The organism is Mycobacterium sp. NGS34 (genome assembly GCF_059812845.1).
Genome location: NZ_JCALDM010000010.1, coordinates 44,216 through 69,760, shown reverse-complemented (window position 1 = coordinate 69,760; position 25,545 = coordinate 44,216). Strand labels below are relative to the sequence as shown.

Below are 25,545 nucleotides of genomic sequence, written 5' to 3'. Positions count from 1 at the left end.
CTGGCTACAGCAGGTAGCGGTAGGCCGGCGAGCCGGGCTCGAGGGCCTCGACGTGAATTTCCGTCGCCCGCATCCGCGCCATCAGCCCGTCCAGGCCAGCGGCCGATCCCAGTTCGATCCCGACGAGCGCCTCGCCGGTTTCCCGGTTGTTGCGCTTGACGTACTCGAACAGGGTGATGTCGTCGTTGGGTCCCAGCACCTCGTCGAGGAACCGGCGCAGGGCGCCCGGCTCCTGCGGGAAGTCCACCAGGAAGTAGTGCTTGAGGCCGAGGTGCACCAGCGAGCGCTCCAGCACCTCGCCGTAGCGCGACACGTCGTTGTTGCCGCCCGAGATGAGGCACACCACCGTGGACCCGGGTTCGACGTCAGCCTCCAGCAGGCCCGCGACCGACAGCGCGCCCGCCGGTTCGGCGATGATGCCCTCGTTCTGGTAGAGGTCCAGCATGGCGGTGCACACCGCGCCCTCATCGACCGCGGTGATCGACACCATGTCACCGGCGGCGGCCAGCGCGGCGTAGGTCAGCGTGCCCGCCCGTTTCACCGCGGCGCCGTCGACGAACTGGTCGACGTGCTCCAGCGTCACCGGCTCGCCGGCGGCCAGGGCTGCCATCATGGCCGCGGCCCCGGCGGGCTCGACACCGAGCACCGCGGTGTTGGTGGTCCGTTCGGCCAGGTAGGTGGTGATGCCCGAGATGCAGCCGCCGCCGCCCACCGGGACCACGACCAGGTCGGGCTCCGCGTCGAGTTGGTCGAGCAGCTCCAGGGCGATGGTGCCCTGCCCGGCCATGGTGCGCGGGTCGTCGTAGGGCGGCACCAGCGTGGCGCCGGTGCGCTGGACGTCGTCGAGCGCCGCCTCGGCGGCCAGGTCGTAGGTCGACCCGCCCACGATCAGCTCGATGAAGTCCCCGCCGTGGTAGCGGATCCGGTCGCGCTTCTGCTTGGGCGTCTTGGCCGGCACGTAGACGCGGCCGTGCACCCCGAGCGCGCGGCAGGCGTAGGCGAAGCCCTGGGCGTGGTTGCCCGCCGACGAGCACACGACGCCGGCGGCCAGCTCCTCCTCGGACAGCTGGACCAGCAGGTTGTAGGCGCCGCGCAGCTTGTAGGAGCGCACCACCTGCAGGTCCTCGCGCTTGAGGTAGACCTGCGCGCCGGTGATCGCCGACAGCCGATCAATCGGCTGCAACGGGGTCGGCGTGACCACCGGGGCGATTCGCTGGGCCGCCGCGTCGATGTCGGCCGCGGACAGCGGCGACCTACTCGGGCTCTGACTCAGTTCAGCGGACACCGATCAATGGTCCCATGCCGCCTTCAGCTGACCGGGCTGAGCACGAACACCGGGATCTGGCGGTCGGTCTTTTCCTGGTATTCGGCGTAGTCCGGAAAGGCCTCGACGGCTCGCTCCCACCAGGTGGCCTTCTCGTCGCCGAACACCTCGCGGGCGTCGTAGTCGCGGGTGACGCCGCCGTCCTGCAGCTCGACGCGCGGGTTCTTCTTGATGTTGTGGTACCAGACCGGGTTCTGCGGGGCCCCGCCGAGCGAGGCGACGACGGCGTACTCGCCGTCGTGCTCGACGCGCATGAGCGGGGTTTTGCGGATTTTGCCGGTCTTGGCCCCGACCGTGGTCAGCAGGATGATGGGTTTCCCCTTCATGTCCGCGGCCTCGGTCCCACCGGACGCGGCGTATTTGTCGGCCTGTTCGCGAGACCAATCCCAGGGCGACGGTACGTATTCACCTGTAAGCGGCATGTCACCAACTCTAGGACTTGCACGAATGCCGAGCGCATGCCGATCAGCGGCCGGCGCCCTAGACGGCTTAGAAGGCGGAGGCCTTGTGATCAGCGCCGTTCGGTTGGGTAACGGGCGTAGAACCTGGTTGATTGAGGCGGAACAGGGGACGACCGCAGCGTGCTCCCACATAACCACTCGCTATTCGCGAGAGTCGACCACCACGACACTCGCACAAACGTCACCAGCCTCTTCTACGCTTATAGGCTCCCAACGCGTGGCGCTGCCCACGCGCCAAACCGCCGGCCTCGCAGTATCGCGCTTGGCTCCAACCAACAGGCAAGCCAATGAAAACAGCTTTGGGCCGGAGGGCGCCATGATTAGGCGATAACGAAGGCCAGTGCTGAAATTCAGGGAATCTAACGCGGAAAAAGTGGAAGACAAAGAGCGAATACTGTATTCGAGGATGTCGCTTGGATCAGTCAACGCCAACAACGGCTGATGGACTCGAGAGGACGCCTCCAGGAACCGCTCGTCACCTTGACTCGGGGTAAATAACCATGTTCGGGCCGGCTCTAATAGCTCAATAATGCCCGCCGCCCTGTAGGGTTCGAGCCCAAGCCCAACAACCAGCCCTATAGGAATTGAGGGCGGCCGCAGGACGCCTGCAAAGTAAGGGCTAACTGGATTCGCACACATCGGCCCCTCTAAGCTTGCAGCCGTCGCGCTCCCGGTAAAATCTCCGGGACAATACAGGAAATGTACTTCGAATGGCGCGCTCGGTTCTACCAGGCTTAGCCATTGGACGATGTCGGCGATTACTAATCTCGGCATGCTGCTAACATCGATCGCTACCGATTTAAACGAGCCGCCTGCAACGACCCTGTTCAGCAAAACAAAGGTCTCATCCAATGAAAGCAGCTTCCACTGTTGCGACTCGTACAGCCTAACGTTTTCCTCGTAAATCGGCCCTTGCGTACCCGGATAGACGACAGCAATGCGCTCGTCACCAGCGACGCCAAGCCGACAAAGGTAGCTCGACCGCCTTTCATAGCCGCAACTAGCGACGACAAGCTCGTAGGTCCGGGCCCGATCAAAGACCACATCGACTGGCATCATAGTTCCAGTCCAAGCTGCTCGGCGTCCGAAGAAGTATTCCGATGTCGTAACTTCAAAATCTCCGATAAGGCGACGTCTTTGCCCAACCTCAATGGGTACTCTCGCCGTTCCCTCACGCCCAACAGATAAGCTAACCTAAAACGTTCGCCGACTAGATCTGATAAAATCGCATCGCTTCTCCGATGCCGAACTTGGACGAATGCACCGGCGTAGAGCCCGAGAACAAGAGCATCAAGCACGGACTCAGGTACTTTAGAATCGATTGTGAAACAATTGACTGGATCGGGCCGGAATGGCCCAGTATTTGCCGAATTCATGTACTCCGCTATCGTATTAACTAGCCATACGACGGATGTCTCATTGGGGGACGAGGCCTCTCTCCGCGGTAGTACCCTAAGAAGAGCCTCAAATCGGTTCGCCAACTGGACAATAGCATCGATTTGGAAACCCGGACTAACTGTGTTAGTAGACGAATCATAATAATTCAGCATATGCGAGAATGCAACTTTAATCCAGCGAGGATTTCCTTCAAGGGCCCGCGTAACGGGCGCCGGACCTGTAAATGGCTCGAACGATTTCTTTCTCGATCTTCTGAAGGGTTTTCCATCTCTATAGCCGAGAAGCGCATCTCTAAAAACAAGAAGCGGCATCACTTTACGGATAGTCGCAGACTTCTCGTTGTATGACATCTCCTCAAGCCTGTCGATATCGATTTGGCGGCTTTTCAGCCACGACGCAAAAGTCCGATCACGAGCGATAACGTACGCTAAAAATCCCCTCTGATCGGTGCGAGGGTCAGGACGGCCGCGCGATGTCTGCGTCGGAAGCGCGTCCTCAAGTGATGTCAACTTAAGCCCCCGCGCCCTGAGGCTCTCACCCCATAAGCCACTGGTTAGCGCCTTTATCTCACGATAACCCTGGCCCGATAGATAAACAATTTGAAAGTCGTGGACGGGAATCGCGCCGTGCATATACCGGTCGAAAGGACTCATCGTGACCTTGAGAATTAAGTTGGCCGTGCCACCGCGGACGAAAGCGACTACAGCGCGGTGAACTTCGGGAGGTGCTAGCTCCATCTCGTCGAGAAGCAATGCCCACTGATGATCTCTTTCGCCGCTCATTCGGTTGAAGGCACGGATGCTAAACGCCAATAGAGTCATCGGGTCGGTGGAGGCAAGCGGGTGGCTGGATTCCACCTTCTCAGTCGATATTTTCAGCAATAAGAGATCCAGAGCTTTCAGCAGCCCCTGAAAGCTCGGATTCGCTTCCGGCATGCCCCATGCGGACGCGCATTCGCGGCAAAAATCAACTTCGTTGTCGTGCCCGATGCGTACCGGCATATGCGTCGCGTTCCCGTAAGCATCTTCTTCCGAAGTGCGGTATATTGCGGTTTCTAGGAATGCATAGAGTATTTGAACGGTAAACGCTAACGCCGCTGTTTTCTCACCAGACTGGCGCGCCCAAAGCTCGTCGGCGGGAAGAAAGATGGTTGAGTAATCGACTGACTGCCGGACGGAATCCGCTTCTCGGCCGCTCCAACTCATCAGGCTTGAACCATGAAGCATCCGTAGCAGAGTTGTCTTGCCACTTCCTCGCGGGCCAACTATATACGAATGATCTTTACCTACCAGTGAAGGAAAGTACGATGGCATTACAAATGTCCGAGCGACCTCGATCGGTGACAACCTCTTCGCATTGAACGTGTCAAATGGCGGTGGAGATTGCGCAGTCACCGAGATGCCTTTCTGGACAGCTGAGTCAGACGATCGTACCTATCTCGTTCAAATATAAAGCCGCGGCGTTCTAAGTCATCTTCGAGTGAATCAAAGTCCTGCGGCAGCTGATATGGCAGTTGCGGCACACGTGAAATCAGTTCGCCATAAGGAATGAACTGCCGATTATTTTCGTCCATGATTAGTGCAATATTGGCCCCTACCGTGGCCGAGTCCAGGGCACACCCAAACCCTCCTCGTCCAGGCAAGCCGGAGCCACGGCGCTCTGAAATTGACCATCCGTCTCCATACCCCCACGTAAAACTGTCTACAGTACCGCAAATACTTGCAACACCCGGAAGCCCTTCGGTGGAAACCGATAGTATGTGAAATTGATTCCGCGCAACGGTATTAATTGGCTGCCACAGTTGTGCACCCAGACTTGCGGCACACAGGATGAGCGGGCCGTTGCTGGTAGCACTTACTGCGTTGACTAGCTGCGGGATATGCTTGTGGCCATGTATAACTATCCAGCGCCCGCCTCTCGGATACCTGGAAAAAGTATCTAGTAAGGTGCCACCTCGGAACATGGGGCCATACTCGTCTTGAAGATAATCGCGCATTTGGTGCTCTTGCGGATGATGATGAATTATTGCTACGTTTAACTTTCGCTGCGAAAGACTGGCCACATATTGCTCAACGCCGCGTTCTACCGCTTCAGTGACGGAGCCGCGATCAATATGCTGTTTGTACTCTCTCCACCTTCTGGACGATCTAGCAGCGCCAATCGGATATGAAGGAAATCCGCACGTCGAGTCGAGTATAAGCAGCCGGTGATCTGGCTCCTCTATCGCGCACCATCCGTTGTTCCAGAATTCTGTGTCTACGGCAATGTCACCTGTCGGGAAAGACGGAAGCAGGTTTTTTAACATTGCCCTGGGGTCCACCGCAGCGTCGTGAGTGACCACATCGTGATTACCCGGTGTACTAAGCAGTCGTGCACTCATTTGGTTGGCTATGGCGTTGAGTTGGCGCCAAGCGTAGTTCAATCCACTAACATCAGCTTGGTTAGTAATATCGCCCGGGGCTATCAGATAGTTGCAACGCATTTCATACTGTTCGATTAGGTATCGAAGGTCGCTTAGAGGGTGGCGGTTCCGCCGGGCGACAGGTGGCTCGACTCGGACATGCGTCCACTTACTCCCTTCATCTCCGGCGTGTATATCTGATACAATGGCAAAGCGGAACTCTGTCACCGACGCTCCGTAATGAGACTATTACCGAGGATAATTAGTTCGGAACTATGACCACGAGTGCTAGGCCGACTCGACATATTCGAGTACCGATCGACATCGATAATCTTGAAGTCGCGGTATAATTCACGCACGCTCTCGTGATTCGCATTGGTCACGATAATGTACACGCCACGTTGGTCGAGATTCCGAACAACATGTGCGAGTCGTCGTTGGTCTCGCCAGTCAAATATGAGCGCGTTATAGTCGACGAATCCATTGTGACGGTGACCTGCGACGTATGGTGGGTCAAGGTACACCAGGTCGCCTGCATTGCATTGAGAAGTCGCATCTTCGAAGTCCGCAACTTTGAGCTCGGTATTTTGAAGTCGCTTCGCGCATGCAGCTAGATGATGAAGCGCTGTGATTGTGTTCGTTGACCGTGGTCGTCCGTATGGAACATTAAAATAGCCGGACTTGTTTTCCCGGTATAGCCCATTGAAGCAGAGACGATTGAGATATATAAATCTGGCAGCAGCGTGGGCATCGGATACATAGCTCCTGTTGCGTATTCGATAGTACGTACTTTTATCCGTCGCCCAGGCCGACGCGATCCGATGAACTTGCTTGTGCGCTCGTCGGATCGTTTGATAGGTCTCTATGAGGGGCGCGATCGTGTCTGATAGATATGCGAAATGTCCATCCCCGACATCGAAGAACATAGCGCCCGATCCAAGGAACGGCTCGTAGTAGTCGTTGAACTCGTGCGGGATATATTCGCGGAGATGTCGAACTAGCCACCGCTTTGACCCAGCCCAACGCAGGAACGGCGCCGCTGCCATTTCAGTTGTCTGCCCCATGCCTCCGATTTCCGTCCGATCGCATCGCCCACGGCAGCCTACCGCCGTTGGTCGATGGCTTCGGTTATTTCCGTTCATTCGTTGGAGGATTTCGTCCTGTGTCCGTATAGGCGCAATAGAGGTGAGAGTGGTCGAGGCGAGTCAACATGTCGCGAGGGCGTAGCTTGACCCTGCGGTCGGCTGCCGTGACGGCCACCACCCCGGTATTTGGGTACGTGCGTCTCTCCATCAGCGCTAGGTGACTGCCAGTCGAGCCAGCTCCGCGATGGCGTTGACGCGCCGGATGGCGGTGGCGATCTCGTCGGCGAACTCGCGGCGTCGCTGGGCGAGTTGCGGGTCCCCGAACGCATCCACCAGCTCGCGGTGCCGCGCCAGCCGCAACGCGGTCTTGAACAGCTCCATCGACCGCGACTCGGCGTTGGCGATCCGGCGCTGCAGCTCCCACTGCTTGCCCACCTCGAGGCACTCGGTGAGAAAGACGTCCTCGTCGAACGATTCGTCGTCGTAGGCGGCCAGCCGGTCGGCGACGATGTGGTAGGCGTCCAGGAACGGGCGCAACACCAGGTGCGCCAGCAGCAGGTCGGCCTTTTCCAGCAGCCCGCGCACGTCGGCCGCGGGCGCGGCCTTGCTGGTGTCCTCCACCCGCCCGATCAGGCGCACCTCGTCGGCCAATTCCTTCTCGAACTGGGCCCGCGCGGAGAACAGGAACTCGAACTTCAGCAGCTCGCGCAGGGCCAAGGCCTCGTCGCGAACGGCCGCCGGTGACACCAGCCGGTCCACCGAGTTCTCGGCGGCTTCGATGGCGGCCAGCAACGCGGTCTCGGCGATCGCGCGGTCGACCAGGATGTGGATGGCGGTGTTGCGGTAAAACGCCGCCACCAGGTGCTGGTCGGCGCCGATGCCCCAGACCGGTTCCGTGCCGGCGTCGTAGACGCTGACCACGCCCGAGGCGACGAGCTGGTGCAGGGTCCAGCGGATCGTCGAGCGGTTGGTCAGGTCGGCGGCGCCGGCCACCGTCCAGTTCCGCGCCGCGATGTAGCTCGCCAGCGGACGCACGGTGGCCAGCACCTCGCTGATGGACAACGACCGGTCCGCGCCCAGCAGCGCGAGGCTGACCACCGCGGTGGGGGTGACGGGGGTCGCGCGGTTGATCCGGTGCTCGACGTCCAGTGCGATGCGCTCGATCTCGGTGCCGGTCCCGGGCGCCGCGGTATCCAGGGCGCGCAACTCCTCCAGCCGCTTGCGCAGCGGCAGCGGTTCGCCGAAGTCGAGGTAGGCGCGCCCGAGCCGCTCGCCCTGCTGGCGCGCCAGCCGGACCAGGAACCGGAAGTCCTCCGGCCGCTTGGCCGCACCGTAGGCCTCGGTGGTCATCGCCTCCACCTCGTGCAGCTGGTCGTAGACGATGGAGGTCGGCACCAAATAGACCTCGGGGCCGTCGATTTCGTCGACGGCGTCGCTGATGTAGCGCAGGATGCCGTACACCGGTGGCCGCAGCTTCCCGGTCCGGGTGCGGCCCCCTTCGATCGACCACGTGAGGTTGGCGTGGTTCTGCACCAGCTGGGCGGCGTAGGCGCGCAACACGAACCGGTACACCGGAATGTCCTTGGTCTGACGCCGGATGAAGATCGTGCCGGTGCGCTTGGCCCAGGCGCCCATCGGGAAGAAGTTCAGGTTCGCGCCGCCGAAGGTGAGCGCGGGCGAGAGCCGGTTGGCCTGGATCGATTCGGGCAGCAGCAGGCCGTCCAGGTAGGAGCGGTGCGAAAAGGCAAACGCCAGAGTCGCTTTGCGGTCCAGCTTGCGCAGTTGGGCGATCTGATCCTCGTCGACGAGGATGTCGTAGGCCCGCATCAGCCAGCAACTGAAGCTGCGCCAGGCCCTGACGGCCCGCTCGTCCAGCGAGGGAGCCATCTCGCGCAGGTAGCCGGCGGCCTCGGCGCGCACGTCGTCCCGGTCGCGTCCGAGTTCCTCCGCCAGCTTGGCCAGCCGCTCGTCGTACCACGGCGCCGCCAACAGCTCGACCACCTCGTCGGGGTCGGTCGGCAGCGGCGTCGTCGACTCGTCCACCATTCCGGTGCGCTGCAGCAGCTTTCGCACCCCGGAGCGCCCGATTTCGTGCGCTGACACCGCCGGTCCCCCGCTCACGCCGGCTGCGCCGTCGCGGCTTCGGCCGGCTCGTGGACGTCGGGATGCGGATCAGGAGAATAGAGTTCCTCGATCTCGCCCGCGTACTTCGCCATGATCGGCTTGCGCTTGAGCTTCATCGTGAGCGTGATCTCGTCCCCGCCCGGCTCCCACAGGGTGGGCAGCACCCGGAAGCGCTTGATCTGTTCCACCCGGGACAGTTTGGCGTTGCCCTCGGCCACACCCGCCGCGATCTGCGCGATGACCTCCGGATGCGCGGCCAGCGCCGCCGGCGACGCGTCCGAGAGGCCACGCTGGGCCGCGTACGGTCCGACCGAGTCGGCATCGAAGACCATCAGGGCGGCGTTGTACGGTCGGCCGTCCCCGATCGTGATCATCACGCCGACCATCGGGCAGGCGGCCAGCACGGTGTTCTCAATGTTGGCCGGCGACATGTTCTTTCCGGCCGCGTTGATGATCAACTCCTTCTTGCGGTCGACCACCCGCAGATACCCCTCGGCGTCGACCTCGAAGATGTCACCGGTGTGCAGCCAGCCGTCCTCGTCGATCGCCTCGGCGGTCTTGGCGGGTTCCTTGCGGTAGCCCTTCATCACCAGCGGACCGCGGACCAGAAACTCGCCGTCGTCGGCGATCTTGCCCTCCAGACCGGGCAGCAACTTGCCGACCGTGCCCAGGCGCGCGTCACTCGGATTGCTCACGGTCGCCACGCAACTCAGCTCCGACATGCCCCAGACCTCGGCGATCGGAATGCCGATGCTGAGAAAGAAGGCCAGCGTCTCGATCGGAATCGGCGCCGCACCGGACACCGCCCAGCGCAGTTCCCCGAAGCCGAGCCGCTCCCGCAGCTTCGACAACACCAGCTCGTCGGCCTTGGCCCACTCGGCGGCCAGCTCGTCCGACATCTCCTCGCCGGCCACCAGCGCCGTGGCCCGCCGGGCGGCCACCGACATCGCCCACTGCAACGCCTGCCGCTTGACTTCGTCCGACTCGTGGGCCACGGCGAATTCGATTGCGGCCTTAAGCTTTTCCCACACCCTCGGCACCGCCCCCCACACCGTGGGCCGCACGTCGGGCAGCGCGGCGGCGATGGCGCGCGCGTCCGAGACCACCGTGACCTGGGTGCCGAACACCTCCAGGCCGTACAGCGCCATCACCCGGTCGGCGATGTGAGCCGTCGGGAGGAACGACGTGCCCCGGTCGCCGAACCGGCCCGGCAGGACCGAGTTGAGGGCGAACATCTCGAACAGCAGATTGGCGTGCGTCATCTCCACGCCCTTGGGGTTCCCGGTCGTCCCGGACGTGTAGATCAGCGTGACGACGTCGTCGGGTTGCACCGCCCGCCAGGTGGATTCGAAGTCGAAGTCGTCGCGTGCGGCGGCGTAGAGGTCGTCGACCGAGATGGTGCCCGGCGGCGAGCCGTCGATGCAGACGATGTGCTCGATGGGCGCGCCACTGGCGCGGATGCGGTCGACGTACTGCTCCTCGCAGATCGCGACCTTGGTGCCGGCGTTGTCGAACAGGTAGGTCAGCTGCTCGGCGGGCAGCGTGTTGTAGACCGAAAACGAAACGGCGCCAAGGTGTTGGGCGCCGATCTCGAACGGGTAGAACTCGATCCGGTTGGCCATCATCAGCGACACCGTGTCGCCCGGCCCCACCCCCAGGCCCGCCAGGCCGGCGGCGACCTTGCGCACCTGCTCCGCGAGTTCGCGCCACGTCAGCGTCTGGGTGCCGCCGGGCGTCCGGAGCGCTACGGCATCGGGGTCGATGGACGCGGTGCGCTGGAAGGCCTCACAGAGGGTGGCCGGACCGTCGGTTGTCGTCATTCCGTGAGCGTACGTCCGTGGCCAGTGGCGCGGAACACATCACCGGGCATCGGGTCGCCAGAGCTGCACCGTGCTCGACGCGCCGCCGGGCAATTCGAGCAGTTCGATGGGGGTGCCGTCGGGATCGTGGATGAAGAACATCCGCACGCCGCCGATGTCGACGGGCGGCTCGGCCCGGACGTCGGGGTGGTGGCCGCGAACGGTCTCGTAGGCCGCGTCGAGATCGTCGACCCGGAACGACATGTTGGTGTAACCCAGGTGCGGGCCGCTCGGCGACTCCGGCACCGCGCCCAACGACAGCAGCTCGACCATGGCGGCGCCGATCAGCCCGCCCACCATGCGGCCCTGTTGCGCCGCCCCACCGGTCACCGAGTCCAACCCGGCCCCCGCGAGCTCGACGTCGAACACGACATCCATGCCCAGCACCGCGGTGTAGAACGCCACGGACGCCTCGATGTCGGAGACGCCGATGCAGATGTGCGAGAAGTTCTGCACGGCGATCGGGAGGGTCATCGCTACTCCTCAAGTCGCTAGATCGCGTACGGCACCGACGGCGCGGTGTGAATCCCACAGGTGCAGGCGTCGATCGACGGACACGTGCAGCGCATCCCCCACTCGATGACGGCACGCGCCCGGGCCAGCGACTCCAGCTGCGCGTCGATCTCCGCCAGCTTGGCCTTGGCCAGCGCCCGGCTGGCGGGCCGTCCGGGCGCGTCGTCGGCGAACAGCAACTGGATCTCGTCCAGCGCGAAGCCGGCGGACTTGCACAGGCGGATCACCTCGAGCCGGGCGAGCACCGAATCGTCGTAGCGGCGCTGGCCGCCGAGGCGCGCCGGCGCCGAAACCAGCCCGATCTGCTCGTAGTACCGCAGCGTCGTGGCCGCGACCCCGGCCCGGCGCGCCACCTCCCCGATCGTCAGGCTTGGGGCCATCGCCGCCTCCCGAAAACTCGATGCTTGACTTAGAGCTAACTCTAAGTCGTTGACTGGGGGCATGCACCCTCCAGCGCTCGACGAACTGCGCCACGCCCGCTACGCCCTGCTCCGGTCCTACCGCCGCGACGGCACCCCCGTCGACACCCCGATCTGGTTCGGGCTGGACGGCGACGGCCTGGTGTTCCGCACCAAGGTGGGGCCGAAGACCCGGCGGCTGGCGGCGCGCCGCGACGTCGAACTCGCCGCCTGCGACTACCGGGGCCGCGTGCGCCCGGGCGCGACGACGTTCGCCGGCCGGGCGACGATCCTGTCGGGCGCCGACGCCGAGCGGGCCAACCGCGTCCTGCACCGGCGCTACGGCTGGCAGTGGAACGTCGTCCCGCTGATCAAGGTTCCGGGCGTGACCAACGTCCACCAGGACCTGTGCGTCCGGGAAAAGCTGCGCCGCGCCCGCGACCGCCGCGTCTGGGCCGACAGCGCCATCGTGCGGGTGGACCTGCCATGACCGCCACGAAGGCCGGACTGCCCGAACCCGTCCGCTCCCCCACCGTCCTCGAATGCTGCAGCGCCGCAGCCGGACTCGTCCGCGGCCTGGTGCGGCCCAGACGCCTCGACCGGCGGCTCATCCGCAGCATCGCCGACGCGGGACTGCCCGATCCCCGCGGCACCGTCGCGGTGACCGCGCTGCCCCAGGTGCCGCGCTCGGTGCCGACCGCCGCGATCGTCGAGGGCACGTTCCACCCTGCGCGCGTGGAGAACTCGCTGACGTCGTTCGTCGTCACGCACCCGAAAGCCACGTTCATCGTCGACCCCGCCGTCTGCACCGACGTCGAGCAGCGGGCGATCGCCCAACTGCCCGCGGTGCTGCGCGTCGCGGTGCGACCGCCCGCGGACACCATCCCCACCGCCACCGCTCTGGCGCGGCTGCCCGAAACACCGCGCCTGGATTTCGCATTGCCCACCCACGCGCATTGGGACCACGTGTCGGGGCTGCTGGACCTGCCCCAGCTACCAGTGCTGTTGCACCGCAAGGAAAACGAGTGGATCGGTGGCGGGCCGGTCGCGCCCGTGGGCGGGGTCCGCGATGCCCTGCGCGATCGGCCCCGCACCGAATACGACCTGGACGGCCCGCCGGTGCTGACCTTCACCGGCAGCCACGACCTCTTCGGCGACAACTCCGTCCTGCTGGTGGACCTGGCCGGGCACACCCCGGGCAGCGTCGGGGTGCTCGCGCACACCGGCCGGGGGTGGATCCTGATCGCCGGCGACGCCGCCTGGCACCAGCTGCAGGTCGAGAAGGTCCGCCAAAAGTCAAGCTACCCGGGAGCTTTGGTCGATGTGGATCGCGACGAGACCTTCCGGACGCTGCACCGCCTGCACCTGGCGCGGCACGCGGTGACGATCATCCCGACCCACGACCATCGGGCGGCGACGCAGCAGCTGCCGGCCTAAAGACCCAGGCAGCCCGGGCCCAGCAGCTCCTTGAGGTCGCCCATCAGCGCCGGCGACGGCGTCACCCGCAGCGAGGCGTCCAGCTCCAGCGTGGTGATCCGGTCCCCGCTGATCAGCCGCAGGTGCACCTGCGAGGTTCCGGGGTGGCGGGCCAGCACCTGCTTGAGCGCGCTGACCTTGTCGAAGGTGCACTGTCGCGTCGGCATGCTGACCGCCAGCGGCCGGTCCGGCTGGGCGTTGGAAAAGTCCGGCACCACAAGCTCGTTGGCGATCAGCGCGATCCGGTCGTCGCGGATCGCCACCTTGGCGTTGATCAACACCACGGCGTCGTCGACGATCTCGGCGCCGAAGCTGGAGTACGCGTGCGGGAAGAACATCACCTCGATGCCACCCGTGAGGTCCTCCAATTGCGCCGAGGCCCAGGGCATTCCGTTCTTGTTGACCCGCCGGTTCACCGACGCCAGGATGCCGCCCACGCGCACCTGTGTGTCGTTGGGGACGTCGCCGTCGAGGATCGCCGGGATCGCGGTGTCGACCTGCGCGGTCAGCAGGTGCGCCACCCGGTTGAGCGGATGCCCGGACACGTACAGCCCCAGCATCTCCCGCTCGAGGGCAAGCTTGTGTTTGTCCTCCCACTCGTCGTCGGGCACCTTGATGGTGAACACGGAGTCGGTGGTGCCGGCCTCGCCGCCGCCGAAGAGGTCGAACTGCCCCATCGCCTCGGCCTTCTTGGTGCCCAGCACCGAGTCGACGGCGTCGGTGTGGACCAGGAACAGGCCCTTGCGGGCGTGGCCCAGGGAATCGAACGCGCCGGCCTTGATCAGCGACTCGGTGACCTTCTTGTTGCACGCCGAGACGTCGATCTTGTTGAGGTAGTCCGAGAAATCGGTGAACTTGCCCTTCTCGCCGCGGGTGCTGATCAGCGAGCTCACCACGTTCGCGCCGACGTTGCGCACCGCACCGAGCCCGTAGCGGATGTCGGCGCCCACCGACGCGAAGTTCAGGCCGGACTCGTTGACGTCCGGCGGCAGCACCGTGATGCCCAGCTTGCGGCAGTCGGCCAGGTAGACGGCGGCCTTGTCCTTGTCGTCGCCGACCGACGTCAGCAGGCCGGCCATGTACTCGGCGGCGTAGTTGGCCTTGAGGTAGGCCGTCCAGTAGGACACCAGGCCGTAGCCCGCGGCGTGCGACTTGTTGAACGCATAGTCGGCGAACGGAAGGATGGTGTCCCACAACGCCTTGATGGCGCCGGCGGAGAATCCGTTGGCCTTCATGCCGTCGGAGAAGCCCTCGAACTCCTTCTCCAGCACCTCGCGCTTTTTCTTGCCCATGGCCTTGCGCAGGATGTCGGCTCGGGCCAGCGAGTAGCTGGCCACCTTCTGCGCGATGCGCATGATCTGCTCCTGATACACGATCAGGCCGTAGGTCTCGGCGAGGATCTCGCGCAGCGGCTCCTCGAGCTCAGGGTGGATGGGTTTGATCGCCTGCCGGTTGTTCTTGCGGTCGGCGTAGTCGTTGTGGGCGTTCATGCCCATCGGCCCGGGCCGGTACAGCGCGAGCACCGCGACGATGTCCTCGAACCCGGTCGGTTGCATGCGGCGCAGCAGATCGCGCATGGGCCCGCCGTCGAGCTGGAATACCCCGAGCGTGTCGCCACGGCCCAGCAGCTCGTAGGTGGGCTGATCATCCAGCGGCACGGACTCCAGGTCGAGGTCAATTCCCTTGTTGGCCTTGATGTTCTCGATCGCGTCGCCGATGATCGTCAGGTTGCGCAGGCCCAGGAAGTCCATCTTCAGCAGGCCGATGGCCTCGCACGACGGGTAGTCCCAGCCGGTGATGATGGCCCCGTCCTGCGGGCGCTTCCACAGCGGGATCGCCTCCGTCAGGGGCTCGCTGCTCATGATCACCGCGCAGGCGTGCACGCCCGCGTTGCGGATCAGGCCCTCCAGGCCGCGCGCGGTCTGGTAGATGGTGCGGACGTCCGGATCGGTCTCGATCAGGCCGCGGACCTCGGCGGCCTCCTTGTAGCGCTCGTGGTTCGGGTCGGTGATGCCCGACAGCGGGATGTCCTTGGCCATGATCGCCGGCGGCAGCGCCTTGGTGATCCGGTCGGCGATGGCGAAGCCCGGCTGCCCGTAGTGAATCCGCGCCGAATCCTTCAGCGCCGCTTTGGTTTTGATGGTGCCGAACGTGATCACCTGGGCCACCCGGTCGGAGCCCCACTTGTCGGCGGCGTAGCGCACCATCTCGCCGCGGCGGCGGTCGTCGAAGTCGATGTCGATGTCGGGCATCGACGTGCGCTCGGGGTTGAGGAACCGCTCGAACAGCAGCCCGTGCGGGATCGGGTCGATGTCGGTGATGCCCAGCGCGTAGGCGACCAGGGATCCGGCGGCCGAGCCGCGGCCGGGCCCGACCCGGATGCCCACCGACCGCGCGTAGTTGATGAGGTCGGCGACGATCAGGAAGTACGACGGGAAGCCCTTGTCGCAGATGACCCCGATCTCGTAGGCCGCCCGCTGCGCGTAGCCGTCCGGCGGGCCCGCGGGAAACCGCCGGGCCAGCCCGGCGTCCACCTCGTGGCGCAGCCAGGACGCCTGGTCGTGCCCGTCGGGCACCGGGAAGACCGGCATCCGGTCGCGCGGCGTCCACACCTCGTCGTAGGGCTGGACGCGCTCGGCGATCAACAGGGTCGAGTCGCAGGCGCCGGGCACCTCGTCGTCCCAGATCTGGCGCATCTCGGCGGCCGACTTCAGGTAGTAGCCGTCGCCGTCGAACTTGAACCGGTTGGGGTCCGAGAGCGTCTTGCCCGTCTGCACGCACAACAGCGCCTCGTGGTTGTGGGCGGCGTCGCGGGTCACGTAGTGGCAGTCGTTCGTCGCCAACGGCGGAATGCCCAGCTTGCGGCCGATCTCGAGCAGCCCCTCGCGGACGCGGCGTTCGATGGACAGCCCGTGGTCCATCAGCTCGAGAAAGTAGTTGTCCGGCCCGACGATCTCACGCCACTTGGCGGCCGACTGAAGCGCCTCGCGGTCGTGTCCCAGCCGCAGCCGGGTCTGCACCTCGCCCGACGGGCACCCGGTGGTGATGATGATGCCCTCGGCGTGTTCGGCGATCAGCTCGGCGTCCATCCGCGACCACTTGCTGAGCTGGCCCTCGAAGGACGCGAGCGAGGACAGCCTGAACAGGTTGCGCAGGCCGGTGGCGTTCTCGGCCACCATCGTCAGGTGCGTATAGGAGCCGCTGCCGGAGACGTCGTCGGCCTTCTGGCTGGGATCTCCCCAGGTGACGCGGCGGGTGTCGAAGCGCGAGCCCGGCGCGATGTACGCCTCCACCCCGATGATCGGCTTGATCCCGGCCTTGGTCGCCTCGTTGTAGAACTCGCTGGCCCCAAACATGTTGCCGTGGTCAGTCATCCCGACCGCGGGCATCTGCAGCCGATCGACCTCGGCGAGCATCGGCGCGATCTTCGCGGCACCGTCCAGCATCGAGTACTCGGTGTGGTTGTGCAGGTGCACGAATGACGACTGGTCCATAGGGACGCCAGTGTATGACCGACCACCGACGCTTCCCCGGCGTGTCGCGTCGTGTGTCTTTAACTCCGCTGTTTGTCGGCGGCGGATTTAAGGTGGGCGCTATGACCCAGGCCGCCGGCCCGTTCGCGGGGCCGCCGTGGTCACCGCGAGAGGCCGAGCTGCTCGCGGTGGCGCTGCGCCTGTTGCAGGAGCACGGGTACGACGGGCTGACGGTCGACGCCGTGGCCAGCGAGGCCCGCGCCAGCAAGGCCACGGTATACCGGCGCTGGCCCTCGAAGGCCGAGTTGGTGCTGGCCGCCTTCATCGAGGGCGTCCGCCAGGTCGCGGTGCCGCCCGAAACCGGCACGTTGCGCGGAGACCTGCTGCAAGTCGGGGAGAAGATCTGCCAGCAGGGCCCCCACCTCGCCAGCACCATCCGCGCGGTGCTGGTGGAGGCGTCGCGCCACCCCGCCCTCGGCGACGCGCTGCAGCACCAGTTCCTCGATCAGCGCAAGGCCCTGCTCCGGCATGTGCTGCGCCAGGCCGTCGACCGCGGCGAGATCCCGGAGGACGCAACCGCCGACGAGCTCTGGGACGTGTTGCCCGGCTACCTGATTTACCGCTCGATCATCCCCGGGAAACCGCCCACCCGCCGCACGGTGCAAGCCCTCGTCGACGGCTTCATCCTTCCCGGACTCACCCGGCACCACGGATATCAGGCGAGTTGATGGATGAGGCACAAAGTGTACGGTCACGTCTCTTGTGCAGTACCCATCAGTACCGTAAGGTCATACGCGACGATGGCGCTCGCAGGGGCCGCGTGACCGTGGCGCCCGAGCATCGAAAGGCCGACGGATGAAGGGGATTTCGATCATGTCCCTCGTCAGACGGGGATGGATTCCACTGGTCGCGGTGCTCGTCGTCGCGCTCACGGGATTCGCCATCTACCGGCTGCACGGGATCTTCGGCTCACACTCCAACGTCTCGGCCAACAGCGGCCTGGCCAACGAAATCGTCCCGTTCAACCCCAAGAAGGTGGTCCTGGAGGTCTTCGGCGCGCCGGGCGCCGTGGCGACCATCAACTACCTGGACGTCAACGCTCAACCGCAGCAAGTCAAGAACGCGCCGCTGCCCTGGTCGTACACCATCACCACGACGGAGCCCGCGGTGATCGGCAACGTGGTCGCGCAGGGCACCGGGAACACCCTCGGCTGCCGGATCATCGTCAACGGTGAGGTAAAGGACGAACGCACCGTGAACCAAGTCGACGCCTACACCTTCTGCCTGGATAAGTCGGGATGAGCAACCAACCAGAGATGCGGCCCCGCGTGCCGCATATCATCCGGCGGCTCTCGCTGCCGATCCTGCTGTTCTGGATCGCGCTCGCCGCCATCACCAACATCGCGGTGCCGCAGCTGGAAGAGGTGGGCAAGACCCACAACGTGGCACTGAACTCCCCCGACGCGCCGTCGCTGAAGGCGATCAAGCGCATCGGTCAGAAGTTCCAGGAGTTCAATACCGACAGCCAGGCGATGATCGTCCTGGAGGGCGACAAGCCGCTCGGCGCGGACGCGCACAAGTTCTACGACGCGATGATTCGCAAGCTCGAGCAGGACAAGAAGCACGTCGAGCACGTTCAGGACTTCTGGGGCGACACCCTGACCGCGGCGGGGTCGCAGAGCAACGACGGCAAGGCCGCCTACGTCCAGCTGTTCCTGGCGGGCAATCAGGGCTCGGCGCTGGCCAACGAGGGCGTCGGCGCCGTCCGCGACATCGTCGAGCACATGCAGCCCCCGCCCGGCGTCAAGGTCTACGTGACCGGTGCGGCGCCGCTCATCTCCGATCAGTTCGACGTCGGCAGCAAGGGCACGGCGAAGGTCACCGCGATCACCGTCGGGGTGATCGCCCTGATGTTGCTGTTCGTCTACCGGTCGTTGTTCACGATGCTGCTCGTCCTTTTCACCGTGCTGATCGAAATGTCCGCGGCCCGGGGGATCGTCGCCTTCCTGGGCAACGCCGGGATCATCGGGTTGTCGACGTACGCGACGAACATCCTCACGTTGCTGGTGATCGCCGCCGGCACGGACTACGCGATATTTTTCGTCGGCCGGTATCAGGAGGCGCGCGGGACAGGCGAGGACAAGGAAACCGCCTATCACACGATGTACCGCGGAACGGCCCACATCGTCTTGGGCTCGGGCCTGACCGTGGCCGGCGCGGTGTTTTGTCTGAGCTTCACTCGGTTGCCCTACTTCCAAAGCCTGGGCATCCCAGCCGCTCTCGGCATCCTCGTCGCGCTCATCGCCTCGCTCACCCTGGGCCCGGCGGTGCTCACCCTGGGCGCCGCCCTGGGCGTCTTCGAGCCGAAACGCGCGATGCGGACCCGCGGTTGGCGACGCATCGGCACCGCCATCGTGCGCTGGCCCGCCCCGGTGCTCACCGCCGCCTGCGCGCTGGCCCTCGTTGGCCTGTTGGCGCTGCCCGGATACAAGACGAGCTACGACACCCGGCCGTATATGCCCGCCAGCGCCCCGGCCAACATCGGTTACACCGCGGCCGAGCGGCACTTCTCCCGCGCCCGGCTGGAGCCCGAATTGCTCATGGTCGAAACGGATCACGACATGCGCAACCCGGCCGACATGCTCATCCTGGACCGGGTGGCCAAGGCGGTCTTCCACGTCCCCGGCATCGCGCAGGTGCAGACCATCACCAGGCCGTTGGGGACCCCGCTCGTGCACAGCTCGCTTGCGTTCGTGATCAGCAATCAGAGCGCCGCCCAACAGGAAAACCTGTCGTACCAACGGGATCGGGCGGACGACCTGCTAAAGCAGGCCGGCGAGCTGGCGAAGACGATCAACATCCTCAAGGAGCAGTACACCCTGCAGCAGCAGCTCGCCGCGGCCACGCACAGCGAGACCCAGAGCTTTCACGACACCGTCGACACGATCCGGGACCTGCGCGACAAGATCGCGAACTTCGACGACTTCTTTCGGCCGATTCGCAGCTATTTCTATTGGGAGAGGCACTGCTTCGACATCCCCGCCTGCTGGGCGATCCGCTCGGTCCTGGACGCGCTCGACGGCGTCGACCAGCTCACGGAGAAGTTCGAAAACCTCACGGCCACTTTGGACAAGCTCGACGCGCTGCAGCCGAAACTGGTGGCGCTGATACCGCCCCAGATCGACAGCCAGGAGACCAACCGCCAACTGGCGCTGGCGAGCCACGCCACCCAGGCCGGCATCAACGCCCAGACGCAGGACGCGATCGACAACGCGACGGCGCTAGGGAAGGCCTTCGACACCGCAAAGAACGACGACAGCTTCTACCTGCCGCCCGAGGTTTTCAACAACCCCGACTTCAAGCGCGGGCTCAAACTGTTCCTGTCCCCCGACGGCGAGGCGGCCCGGATAATCGTCACCCATGATGGCGATCCCGCGACGCCGCAAGGCATCTCGCACATCGACCCGATCGTCAACGCCGCGCACGAGGCCCTGAAGGGCACGCCGATGGCCGACGCGAAAATATATGTCGGCGGCACGGCGGCGACGTACAAGGACATCAAAGAGGGCGCCAACTACGACCTGCTGATCGTGGGATTCGCCGCGCTGGCCCTCATCCTGCTGATCATGCTGATCATCACGCGCAGCCTCGTCGCCGCGCTCGTCATCGTTGGGACGGTGGCCCTTTCGCTGGGCGCCTCGTTCGGGCTGTCGGTGCTGGTGTGGCAGTACCTGTTCGGCATCAAACTGTATTGGGTCGTGCTGGCGCTGGCCGTGATCCTGCTCTTGGCGGTCGGATCCGACTACAACCTGCTGTTGATCTCCCGGTTCAAGGAGGAGATCCACGCCGGCCTCAAAACCGGCATCATCCGCTCGATGGCCGGCTCGGGTTCGGTGGTCACCTCCGCCGGCCTGGTCTTCGCGATCACCATGTGCGCGTTCGTGTTCAGCGGTTTTCAGGTGCTCGGCCAGATCGGGACCACGATCGGCCTCGGGCTGTTGTTCGACACCTTGATCGTGCGTTCCTTCATGACGCCTTCCGTCGCAACGCTTCTTGGGCGCTGGTTCTGGTGGCCCCAACTGGTGCGCCCCCGCCCGGCCAGCACGATGCTGCAGCCCTACGGGTCGCGGGCGGCGGTGCGTCAGCTGCTGCTGTGGGAGGACGACGACACCGCGGTGATGCCTAGCCGTACAGCTCCACAAACTGCCTCAGCGACTTCTCCACGTCTCCCCTGACGGCGCGCGCCGCGGCCGAGCCCACCGGGCCGAACAGCGCGCGCCCGCCCAGCTCCAGACGCAGGCCCAGCGTGGAGCCGCCGCCGGCGGCCCGCACCGAGAGCGTGACGCCGTACTTCGCTCCGCCCTTGCCAGATCCAGACATCGCCACCTGGTGCGGCGGATCCCACCTCGTCACCGTCCAGGTGACCCGGTTGCGCAGGCCCTTGGAACGCGCCACGCCGACGATCTGAGTTCCCTCGCCGATCTCGTCGGGCAGCTCGCTGCGCCACGCCTCGTGCAGCACCAGCCACTCGCCCAATTCCGAGAGGTCCGACACGTGGTCCCACATCTCCTGCGGGGTCATCGGCATGTCGGCGGTCATCTCAACGGCGGCCATGGTTCTCTCCTACGTCAAGCCGCCGCCGGTTTGCAAGGGCAACCGGCGGTGCAAGAATCTCGCAAACCGCCGCCCTTACATTCCGACCGGCGATTTGGCACGAACGGGGAGACGCATGACAAAGGCATGGCTGATGATGGCCGGCGGTTTTCTGCTCTTTTGCGCCGGATTCCCCGCGATGCTCGATTGGTCGCGCTACTGGTGGTGTCTGGCGTTCTACGTCGGTGGGCTCGCCCTGCTCATTGCCGGCAGACGGCAGCACGATTTGCTGGTAGCCGCCCGGGCCGGCCAAGAGCCACCAACACCGGCCGCGGATCCGCCCCCATCGCGTCGCACGCGCGCCGGCGTCCTGGCCTGGTTCGGCGTCGCCTTCGCCATGCTGGTTGCGGTGGCCGGACTGCGCGTGGCCGAGCAGGGCGTGTTGCCCGAGGCCTTGGATCCCGGCACGCCGGCGAGGGCGACGGTCGTCAACTGCGTCCCGCACGGGACCGACGGATACCGCTGCGACGCCAGCTGGACCGTCGGCGGAGCGCCGCAGACCGGCCAGCTGTACCCGCTGGCGAAGTGGGGCGGAAACTGGGTAGCGGACTACAAAAATCCCCCGGCAGTGGGATCGCAGCTGGACGTTCATGTGCGTGGCCGCCGGGCCTACCAACCGCCGAACCTGGCCGTCGATATCTGTTTCATCGCCGGGGGGTTGGCGCTGATCGCGGCGGGTGGCTTCCTGTATTGGTATCTGCGGCGCAGATACAGCAGGCGTTAGCCCCGCGCATTCGCGCTAGTGGCTGGGCCCGCCGCGGAATCGGTTGCCGATCCGGAGCCCGGGCAGCAGCAAGGTGCGCGGCACGAACCTGCCGCCGGTGCTGACGACCTTGGGCACGATGCCCGGCACCACGCTGCGCTTGCCGGCCAGCATCCCGCCGATGGCCGCCTCGGCGACGTCGCGCGGCGAGACCTGCGCCACCGGGATGCTGAACCGCTCGGCGTTGGCGATCTCGGCCCACTCGGTGGGCACCGGGCCCGGACACAGGACGGTGACCGACACCCCCGTCCCGTGCAGCTCCTCGTGGATGGCCTCGGAGAAGGTCTGCACGAAGGCCTTGGTGGCCGAATACACCGCCATGTACGGCAACGGCTGGAACCCGGCGATCGAGGCGATGTTCATCACGGCGCCGGCGCCACGCTCGACCATGCCCGGCAGGGCGGCGTGGGTGAGCTCCATCAGGGCGAGCGCATTGAGAGTGATCTCTTCGCTTTCGCGTTCCAGCGGCAGCTCGTGGAACACCCCGCTGGTGCCGAAACCGGCGCTGTTGCACAGGCCGGCGATCGGCTCGTTGCGCAGCCGGTCCGCGAGCTTCGCGCGGCCCTTGGGGTCGCCGAGGTCCAGCGGCAGGACCTCGACGGCCACGGAGTACTCCTGGCCCACCTCGTTGGCGAGGTCGTCGAGGCGGTCGCGCCGCCGCGCGACCAGCAATAGCGGGAAGTTGCGGCGGGCCAGGCCGCGGGCCAACTCGGCGCCGATGCCGGAGGAGGCGCCGGTGATGACGACGGTGGTGTCGGTGTCGGGTTTCGGAAGGCTCATGGTCTCACCAATGTATCCCTCGGGTCGCGCGGACGAACGTCTCGCTCCGCTTGTCGAAAGGCTCTGCCTCACTGGATGATTCGCCGCCCTTGGCCGCGTCGGAGTCCTTGAACATGGCGAACGCGCGGTTGCGCACTCGGTCCATCACCGCCGGGTTGACGGCGTCGGCGACGGCGGCGAATTGCCCGAACGGCGAGCTCGCCCGCCGGGGCCGGTGCACGATCGCGTCCGCGATCACCCCGGCCGCCTGGTCCGGCGTCAGCGCCGGGAACTTGTCGTACATGGTGGTCGGGCTGATCATCGGCGTGCGCACCAGCGCCATGTGCACGGTGGTGAACTTGACGTCGTCGTTGACGACCTCGGCCTGCAACGCGTCGCACAGGCTGTCGAGGGCGGCCTTGCTGGCGATGTAGGCGCCGAAGCGCGGCGCGCGGGTCTGCACACCGACCGAGGAGACGTTGATGATCTGGCCGAAGCCGCGCTCGCGCATGCCGGGGATGAACTTGAGGATGAGCTGGACCGCGCCGAGGTAGTTCAGTTGCATGGTCCGCTGGTAGTCGTGGATGCGGTCGTAGGACAGCTTGAGCGAGCGCCGAATCGACCGCCCCGCGTTGTTGATGAGGATGTCGACCCCGCCGAGGTCGTCGAGCACCTGGTCGGCCATCGCGGCGATGGCGTCCATGTCGGTCAGGTCGCACGGGTACACGTGGGCGGTGCCGCCGTCGCCCTCGATCTCCGAGGCGACCTTCTCGAGGTTCTCCCGGGTCCGGGCCACCAGCACCACCACGCCGCCCGCCTCCGCGATCCTCTTCGCGGCGGCCGCGCCGATGCCCGACGATCCCCCGGTGATGAGGACGGTGCAGCCCTCCACCGCGTCGCCGAGCGTGCGGCCCTGCACCACGTCCAGCAGGTTCCGTAGGTAGAACGGTCGATATCGCCCGGTCGAGTTGGGGGTGTTGATGATGTTGGAGACCGCCGCGAAGGGCTTTTCCACCAAGTGGGTCAAGTCACCAAGCAGATTCATCGGCTCTCGCTCCTGCGGGGCAATGTGACGTGGGTCATAGAACCAACCTAGGGCATCAACCGGCCGGCAGCGGCAGATTTGCTCACACAGCCATCCAAATCGTGACCATTGGGGAGCAATCGGCTTGTTACACAGGGTAATCCGCGTGTGATCGCACACTAACGGACGGGCAACGCCCAAATGTTCCAATCGGTGTCATGAAAATTCTGGCGCAGTTCCGCAGACCAGAGCCGAACACGATCTACGACAGGATCGGTGGGCACGAGGCCATCGAGGTGGTGGTCGAGGACTTCTACGTTCGCGTCCTCGCCGACAGCCAACTGGCGGGCTTTTTCACCGGGACCAACATGAACCGCCTCAAGGGCAAACAGGTCGAGTTCTTCGCCGCCGCGCTCGGCGGCCCCGAGCCGTACACCGGGGCGCCGATGAAACAGGTGCACCAGGGCCGCGGCATCACGATGCACCACTTCAGCCTGGTGGCCGGGCACCTGGCGGACGCGCTCGCCGCCGCCGGGGTCCCCGCCGCGACCGTAACCGAAATACTCGGCGCCATAGCGCCGCTCGCGCCCGACATCGCGTCATCCGAGACCACCACGGTCTAAGCGCGCCACTCCCCAGCGACCTCGGCGAGCCGCCGACTCAGATACCGGTTCACGCCGGGGTCGGTGGTGAGACCGATGGCTCTGCGGTAGGCGTCCGCCGCCGCCCCGAGCCGCCCCGCCTCGACCAGCAAATGCGCACGCGCCGTCCAGGCCGGCTGGAAGCGCGCCACCGCCGGGTCGGTGATCCCGTCGAGCGCGACCAGCCCCGCCTCCGGCCCGTCGAGCCGGCCGTCGACGACCGCCAGCGAAACCGCCGCACCCAAAGACGGCGCGACGCGCAGCAGCGCCCGATGCAGCTTGCGCAACGCCGCCCAGTCCGCCCGCCCGCCGTGCGCCCGGGCGCAGTGCGTCGACTGGATCGCCGCCTCGTATTGGTACCGCCCGGGCCGGCCGAACGCGTGGGCCCGACGCAGCAGCGCCTCGCCGCGCGCGATCATCGCCAAGTCCCATAGCCGGGTGTCCTGGTCGTCGAGCGGCACGAACACGCCGCGGTCGGTGCGCCGCGCCGGCCGTCGCGACTCGGACAGGCAGATCAGAGCCGCCAGCCCGAGCGCCTCGGGCTCCCCGGGCAACAGGTCGGCCAGCACCAGCGCCAGGTGCAGGGCCTCGGCGGCTAACGACTCGATGAGCGCGGCCTGCGGCTCCAGCTGCCAATCGATCGCCCACGCACCGTAAACGGCCTCCAGCACGGCCGGCAGCCGCTCGTCGAAGTCGTCCGGGACCGCGAACGGGATGCGCGCGTCGCGGATCCGGCGTTTGGCTCGGACCAGCCGTTGGGCCAGCGTCGCGGGTGGCAACGAGAACGCCCGCGCGATCGCCGCCGAGTCGATGCCCAGCACCGTCTGCAGCATCAACGCGGTGCGGCAATTGGCGGCGATCGCGGGATGCGCGCAGACCAGCATCAGCTCCAGGCGACGTTCGGGGATCGCCGCCGGGACCGGGAAATCGCCAGCGATATCCCATGTTTCGAGCAGGGGGCCGGTCTTGTAGTAGGCGTGCGACTTCCACCGGTCGCGCAGCCGGTTGCGCGCCACTGTAAGGACCCAGGCTTCCGGGTTGTCCGGTATCCCCTCGTCCGGCCAGCGGGCGAGCGCGCGCTCCAGCGCGTCACCGATCGCGTCCTCGGCCGCGGCGATGTCGGCACCCGGCGCGGCCAGCACCGCCAGCAACCGGCCGTAGGACGCGCGGACCAGCTCGGCCACCCGGGCCTG

The 25,545-nt window shown here is 65.6% G+C and carries 22 protein-coding genes; 7 read left to right on the top strand and 15 right to left on the bottom strand.

Translation table 11 applies throughout. From position 1 onward, the window contains the following. Window positions 1-4 precede the first annotated feature (4 nt). The 10 genes from ilvA to AC5Y7V_RS22625 all read right to left on the bottom strand — a co-directional run bounded on the left by ilvA (window position 5) and on the right by AC5Y7V_RS22625 (window position 11,545). Window positions 5-1,285, bottom strand: a complete 1,281-nt coding sequence (gene ilvA, locus AC5Y7V_RS22670) for a threonine ammonia-lyase (RefSeq protein ID WP_499882270.1) — start codon at window positions 1,283-1,285, stop codon at window positions 5-7. A gap of 23 nt (window positions 1,286-1,308) precedes the next feature. Beyond that, on the bottom strand, window positions 1,309-1,746 hold the full coding sequence (locus AC5Y7V_RS22665) for a nitroreductase family deazaflavin-dependent oxidoreductase (RefSeq protein ID WP_499882269.1): 438 nt from the start codon (window positions 1,744-1,746) through the stop codon (window positions 1,309-1,311). A 180-nt stretch (window positions 1,747-1,926) separates the two neighbouring features. Then, window positions 1,927-2,841 (bottom strand): hypothetical protein, encoded by a 915-nt coding sequence (locus AC5Y7V_RS22660; protein ID WP_499882268.1) that lies wholly within the window; start codon window positions 2,839-2,841, stop codon window positions 1,927-1,929. Next, complete coding sequence (locus AC5Y7V_RS22655; protein ID WP_499882267.1) at window positions 2,841-4,577, bottom strand: ORC-CDC6 family AAA ATPase; 1,737 nt, start codon at window positions 4,575-4,577, stop codon at window positions 2,841-2,843. The genes AC5Y7V_RS22660 and AC5Y7V_RS22655 overlap by 1 nt, the downstream gene beginning before the upstream one ends. Further along, window positions 4,574-5,812, bottom strand: a complete 1,239-nt coding sequence (locus AC5Y7V_RS22650; RefSeq protein ID WP_499882266.1) for a metallophosphoesterase family protein — start codon at window positions 5,810-5,812, stop codon at window positions 4,574-4,576. The genes AC5Y7V_RS22655 and AC5Y7V_RS22650 overlap by 4 nt, the downstream gene beginning before the upstream one ends. Beyond that, on the bottom strand, window positions 5,809-6,630 hold the full coding sequence (locus AC5Y7V_RS22645; protein WP_499882353.1) for a DNA adenine methylase: 822 nt from the start codon (window positions 6,628-6,630) through the stop codon (window positions 5,809-5,811). Before AC5Y7V_RS22645 ends, AC5Y7V_RS22650 begins: the two co-directional genes overlap by 4 nt. A gap of 252 nt (window positions 6,631-6,882) precedes the next feature. After that, window positions 6,883-8,772 carry a lysophospholipid acyltransferase gene (locus AC5Y7V_RS22640; RefSeq protein ID WP_499882265.1) on the bottom strand — a complete coding sequence of 630 codons (1,890 nt, stop codon included), beginning with the start codon at window positions 8,770-8,772 and terminating at the stop codon, window positions 6,883-6,885. Between the two features lie 14 nt (window positions 8,773-8,786). Then, window positions 8,787-10,613, bottom strand: coding sequence for a fatty acid--CoA ligase FadD11 (gene fadD11 / locus AC5Y7V_RS22635; RefSeq protein WP_499882264.1), 1,827 nt, complete (start codon window positions 10,611-10,613; stop codon window positions 8,787-8,789). A gap of 39 nt (window positions 10,614-10,652) precedes the next feature. Then, window positions 10,653-11,126: a VOC family protein gene (locus AC5Y7V_RS22630; RefSeq protein ID WP_499882263.1), complete on the bottom strand. Its 474-nt coding sequence runs from the start codon at window positions 11,124-11,126 to the stop codon at window positions 10,653-10,655. A 17-nt stretch (window positions 11,127-11,143) separates the two neighbouring features. Continuing rightward, the gene (locus tag AC5Y7V_RS22625; protein WP_499882262.1) at window positions 11,144-11,545 is read right to left on the bottom strand and encodes a helix-turn-helix domain-containing protein; all 402 of its coding nucleotides are present in this window, start codon (window positions 11,543-11,545) and stop codon (window positions 11,144-11,146) included. A 61-nt stretch (window positions 11,546-11,606) separates the two neighbouring features. On the opposite strand from AC5Y7V_RS22625, the gene AC5Y7V_RS22620 reads away from it, so the two are divergent. Beyond that, complete coding sequence (locus AC5Y7V_RS22620; protein ID WP_499882261.1) at window positions 11,607-12,053, top strand: PPOX class F420-dependent oxidoreductase; 447 nt, start codon at window positions 11,607-11,609, stop codon at window positions 12,051-12,053. Next, window positions 12,050-13,000, top strand: coding sequence for an MBL fold metallo-hydrolase (locus AC5Y7V_RS22615; protein WP_499882260.1), 951 nt, complete (start codon window positions 12,050-12,052; stop codon window positions 12,998-13,000). Before AC5Y7V_RS22620 ends, AC5Y7V_RS22615 begins: the two co-directional genes overlap by 4 nt. Here the strand turns inward: AC5Y7V_RS22615 and dnaE are convergent. Next, on the bottom strand, window positions 12,997-16,533 hold the full coding sequence (dnaE, locus tag AC5Y7V_RS22610; RefSeq protein WP_499882259.1) for a DNA polymerase III subunit alpha: 3,537 nt from the start codon (window positions 16,531-16,533) through the stop codon (window positions 12,997-12,999). The genes AC5Y7V_RS22615 and dnaE overlap by 4 nt on opposite strands. A 101-nt stretch (window positions 16,534-16,634) precedes the next feature. On the opposite strand from dnaE, the gene AC5Y7V_RS22605 reads away from it, so the two are divergent. The 3 genes from AC5Y7V_RS22605 (at window position 16,635) to AC5Y7V_RS22595 (ending at window position 20,747) form a co-directional block, all read left to right on the top strand. Continuing rightward, complete coding sequence (locus tag AC5Y7V_RS22605; RefSeq protein WP_499882258.1) at window positions 16,635-17,240, top strand: TetR/AcrR family transcriptional regulator; 606 nt, start codon at window positions 16,635-16,637, stop codon at window positions 17,238-17,240. A gap of 127 nt (window positions 17,241-17,367) precedes the next feature. Further along, a complete protein-coding gene (locus tag AC5Y7V_RS22600) occupies window positions 17,368-17,814 on the top strand; it encodes an MmpS family transport accessory protein (RefSeq protein ID WP_499882257.1) in 447 nt (148 codons plus the stop codon). Further along, window positions 17,811-20,747: an MMPL/RND family transporter gene (locus AC5Y7V_RS22595; RefSeq protein WP_499882256.1), complete on the top strand. Its 2,937-nt coding sequence runs from the start codon at window positions 17,811-17,813 to the stop codon at window positions 20,745-20,747. The genes AC5Y7V_RS22600 and AC5Y7V_RS22595 overlap by 4 nt, the downstream gene beginning before the upstream one ends. Here the strand turns inward: AC5Y7V_RS22595 and AC5Y7V_RS22590 are convergent. Continuing rightward, window positions 20,695-21,126 (bottom strand): type II toxin-antitoxin system Rv0910 family toxin, encoded by a 432-nt coding sequence (locus tag AC5Y7V_RS22590; RefSeq protein WP_499882255.1) that lies wholly within the window; start codon window positions 21,124-21,126, stop codon window positions 20,695-20,697. The two genes, AC5Y7V_RS22595 and AC5Y7V_RS22590, sit on opposite strands and share 53 nt — an antisense overlap. Before the next feature lie 115 nt (window positions 21,127-21,241). Between AC5Y7V_RS22590 and AC5Y7V_RS22585 the strand changes: the two genes are divergently transcribed. Further along, a complete protein-coding gene (locus AC5Y7V_RS22585) occupies window positions 21,242-21,889 on the top strand; it encodes a hypothetical protein (protein WP_499882254.1) in 648 nt (215 codons plus the stop codon). Between the two features lie 15 nt (window positions 21,890-21,904). On the opposite strand, the gene AC5Y7V_RS22580 is transcribed toward AC5Y7V_RS22585, so the two are convergent. Together AC5Y7V_RS22580 and AC5Y7V_RS22575 are read right to left on the bottom strand one after the other, a co-directional pair. Continuing rightward, entirely contained in the window at window positions 21,905-22,708 is an 804-nt protein-coding gene (locus AC5Y7V_RS22580) for an SDR family NAD(P)-dependent oxidoreductase (protein ID WP_499882253.1), read from the bottom strand. Between the two features lie 4 nt (window positions 22,709-22,712). Then, window positions 22,713-23,732 (bottom strand): SDR family NAD(P)-dependent oxidoreductase, encoded by a 1,020-nt coding sequence (locus AC5Y7V_RS22575; RefSeq protein ID WP_499882252.1) that lies wholly within the window; start codon window positions 23,730-23,732, stop codon window positions 22,713-22,715. Between the two features lie 197 nt (window positions 23,733-23,929). On the opposite strand from AC5Y7V_RS22575, the gene AC5Y7V_RS22570 reads away from it, so the two are divergent. Then, on the top strand, window positions 23,930-24,334 hold the full coding sequence (locus tag AC5Y7V_RS22570; RefSeq protein ID WP_499882251.1) for a group I truncated hemoglobin: 405 nt from the start codon (window positions 23,930-23,932) through the stop codon (window positions 24,332-24,334). Here the strand turns inward: AC5Y7V_RS22570 and AC5Y7V_RS22565 are convergent. Further along, window positions 24,331-25,536 carry an RNA polymerase sigma factor gene (locus tag AC5Y7V_RS22565; RefSeq protein WP_499882250.1) on the bottom strand — a complete coding sequence of 402 codons (1,206 nt, stop codon included), beginning with the start codon at window positions 25,534-25,536 and terminating at the stop codon, window positions 24,331-24,333. The two genes, AC5Y7V_RS22570 and AC5Y7V_RS22565, sit on opposite strands and share 4 nt — an antisense overlap. Window positions 25,537-25,545: the final 9 nt, after the last annotated feature.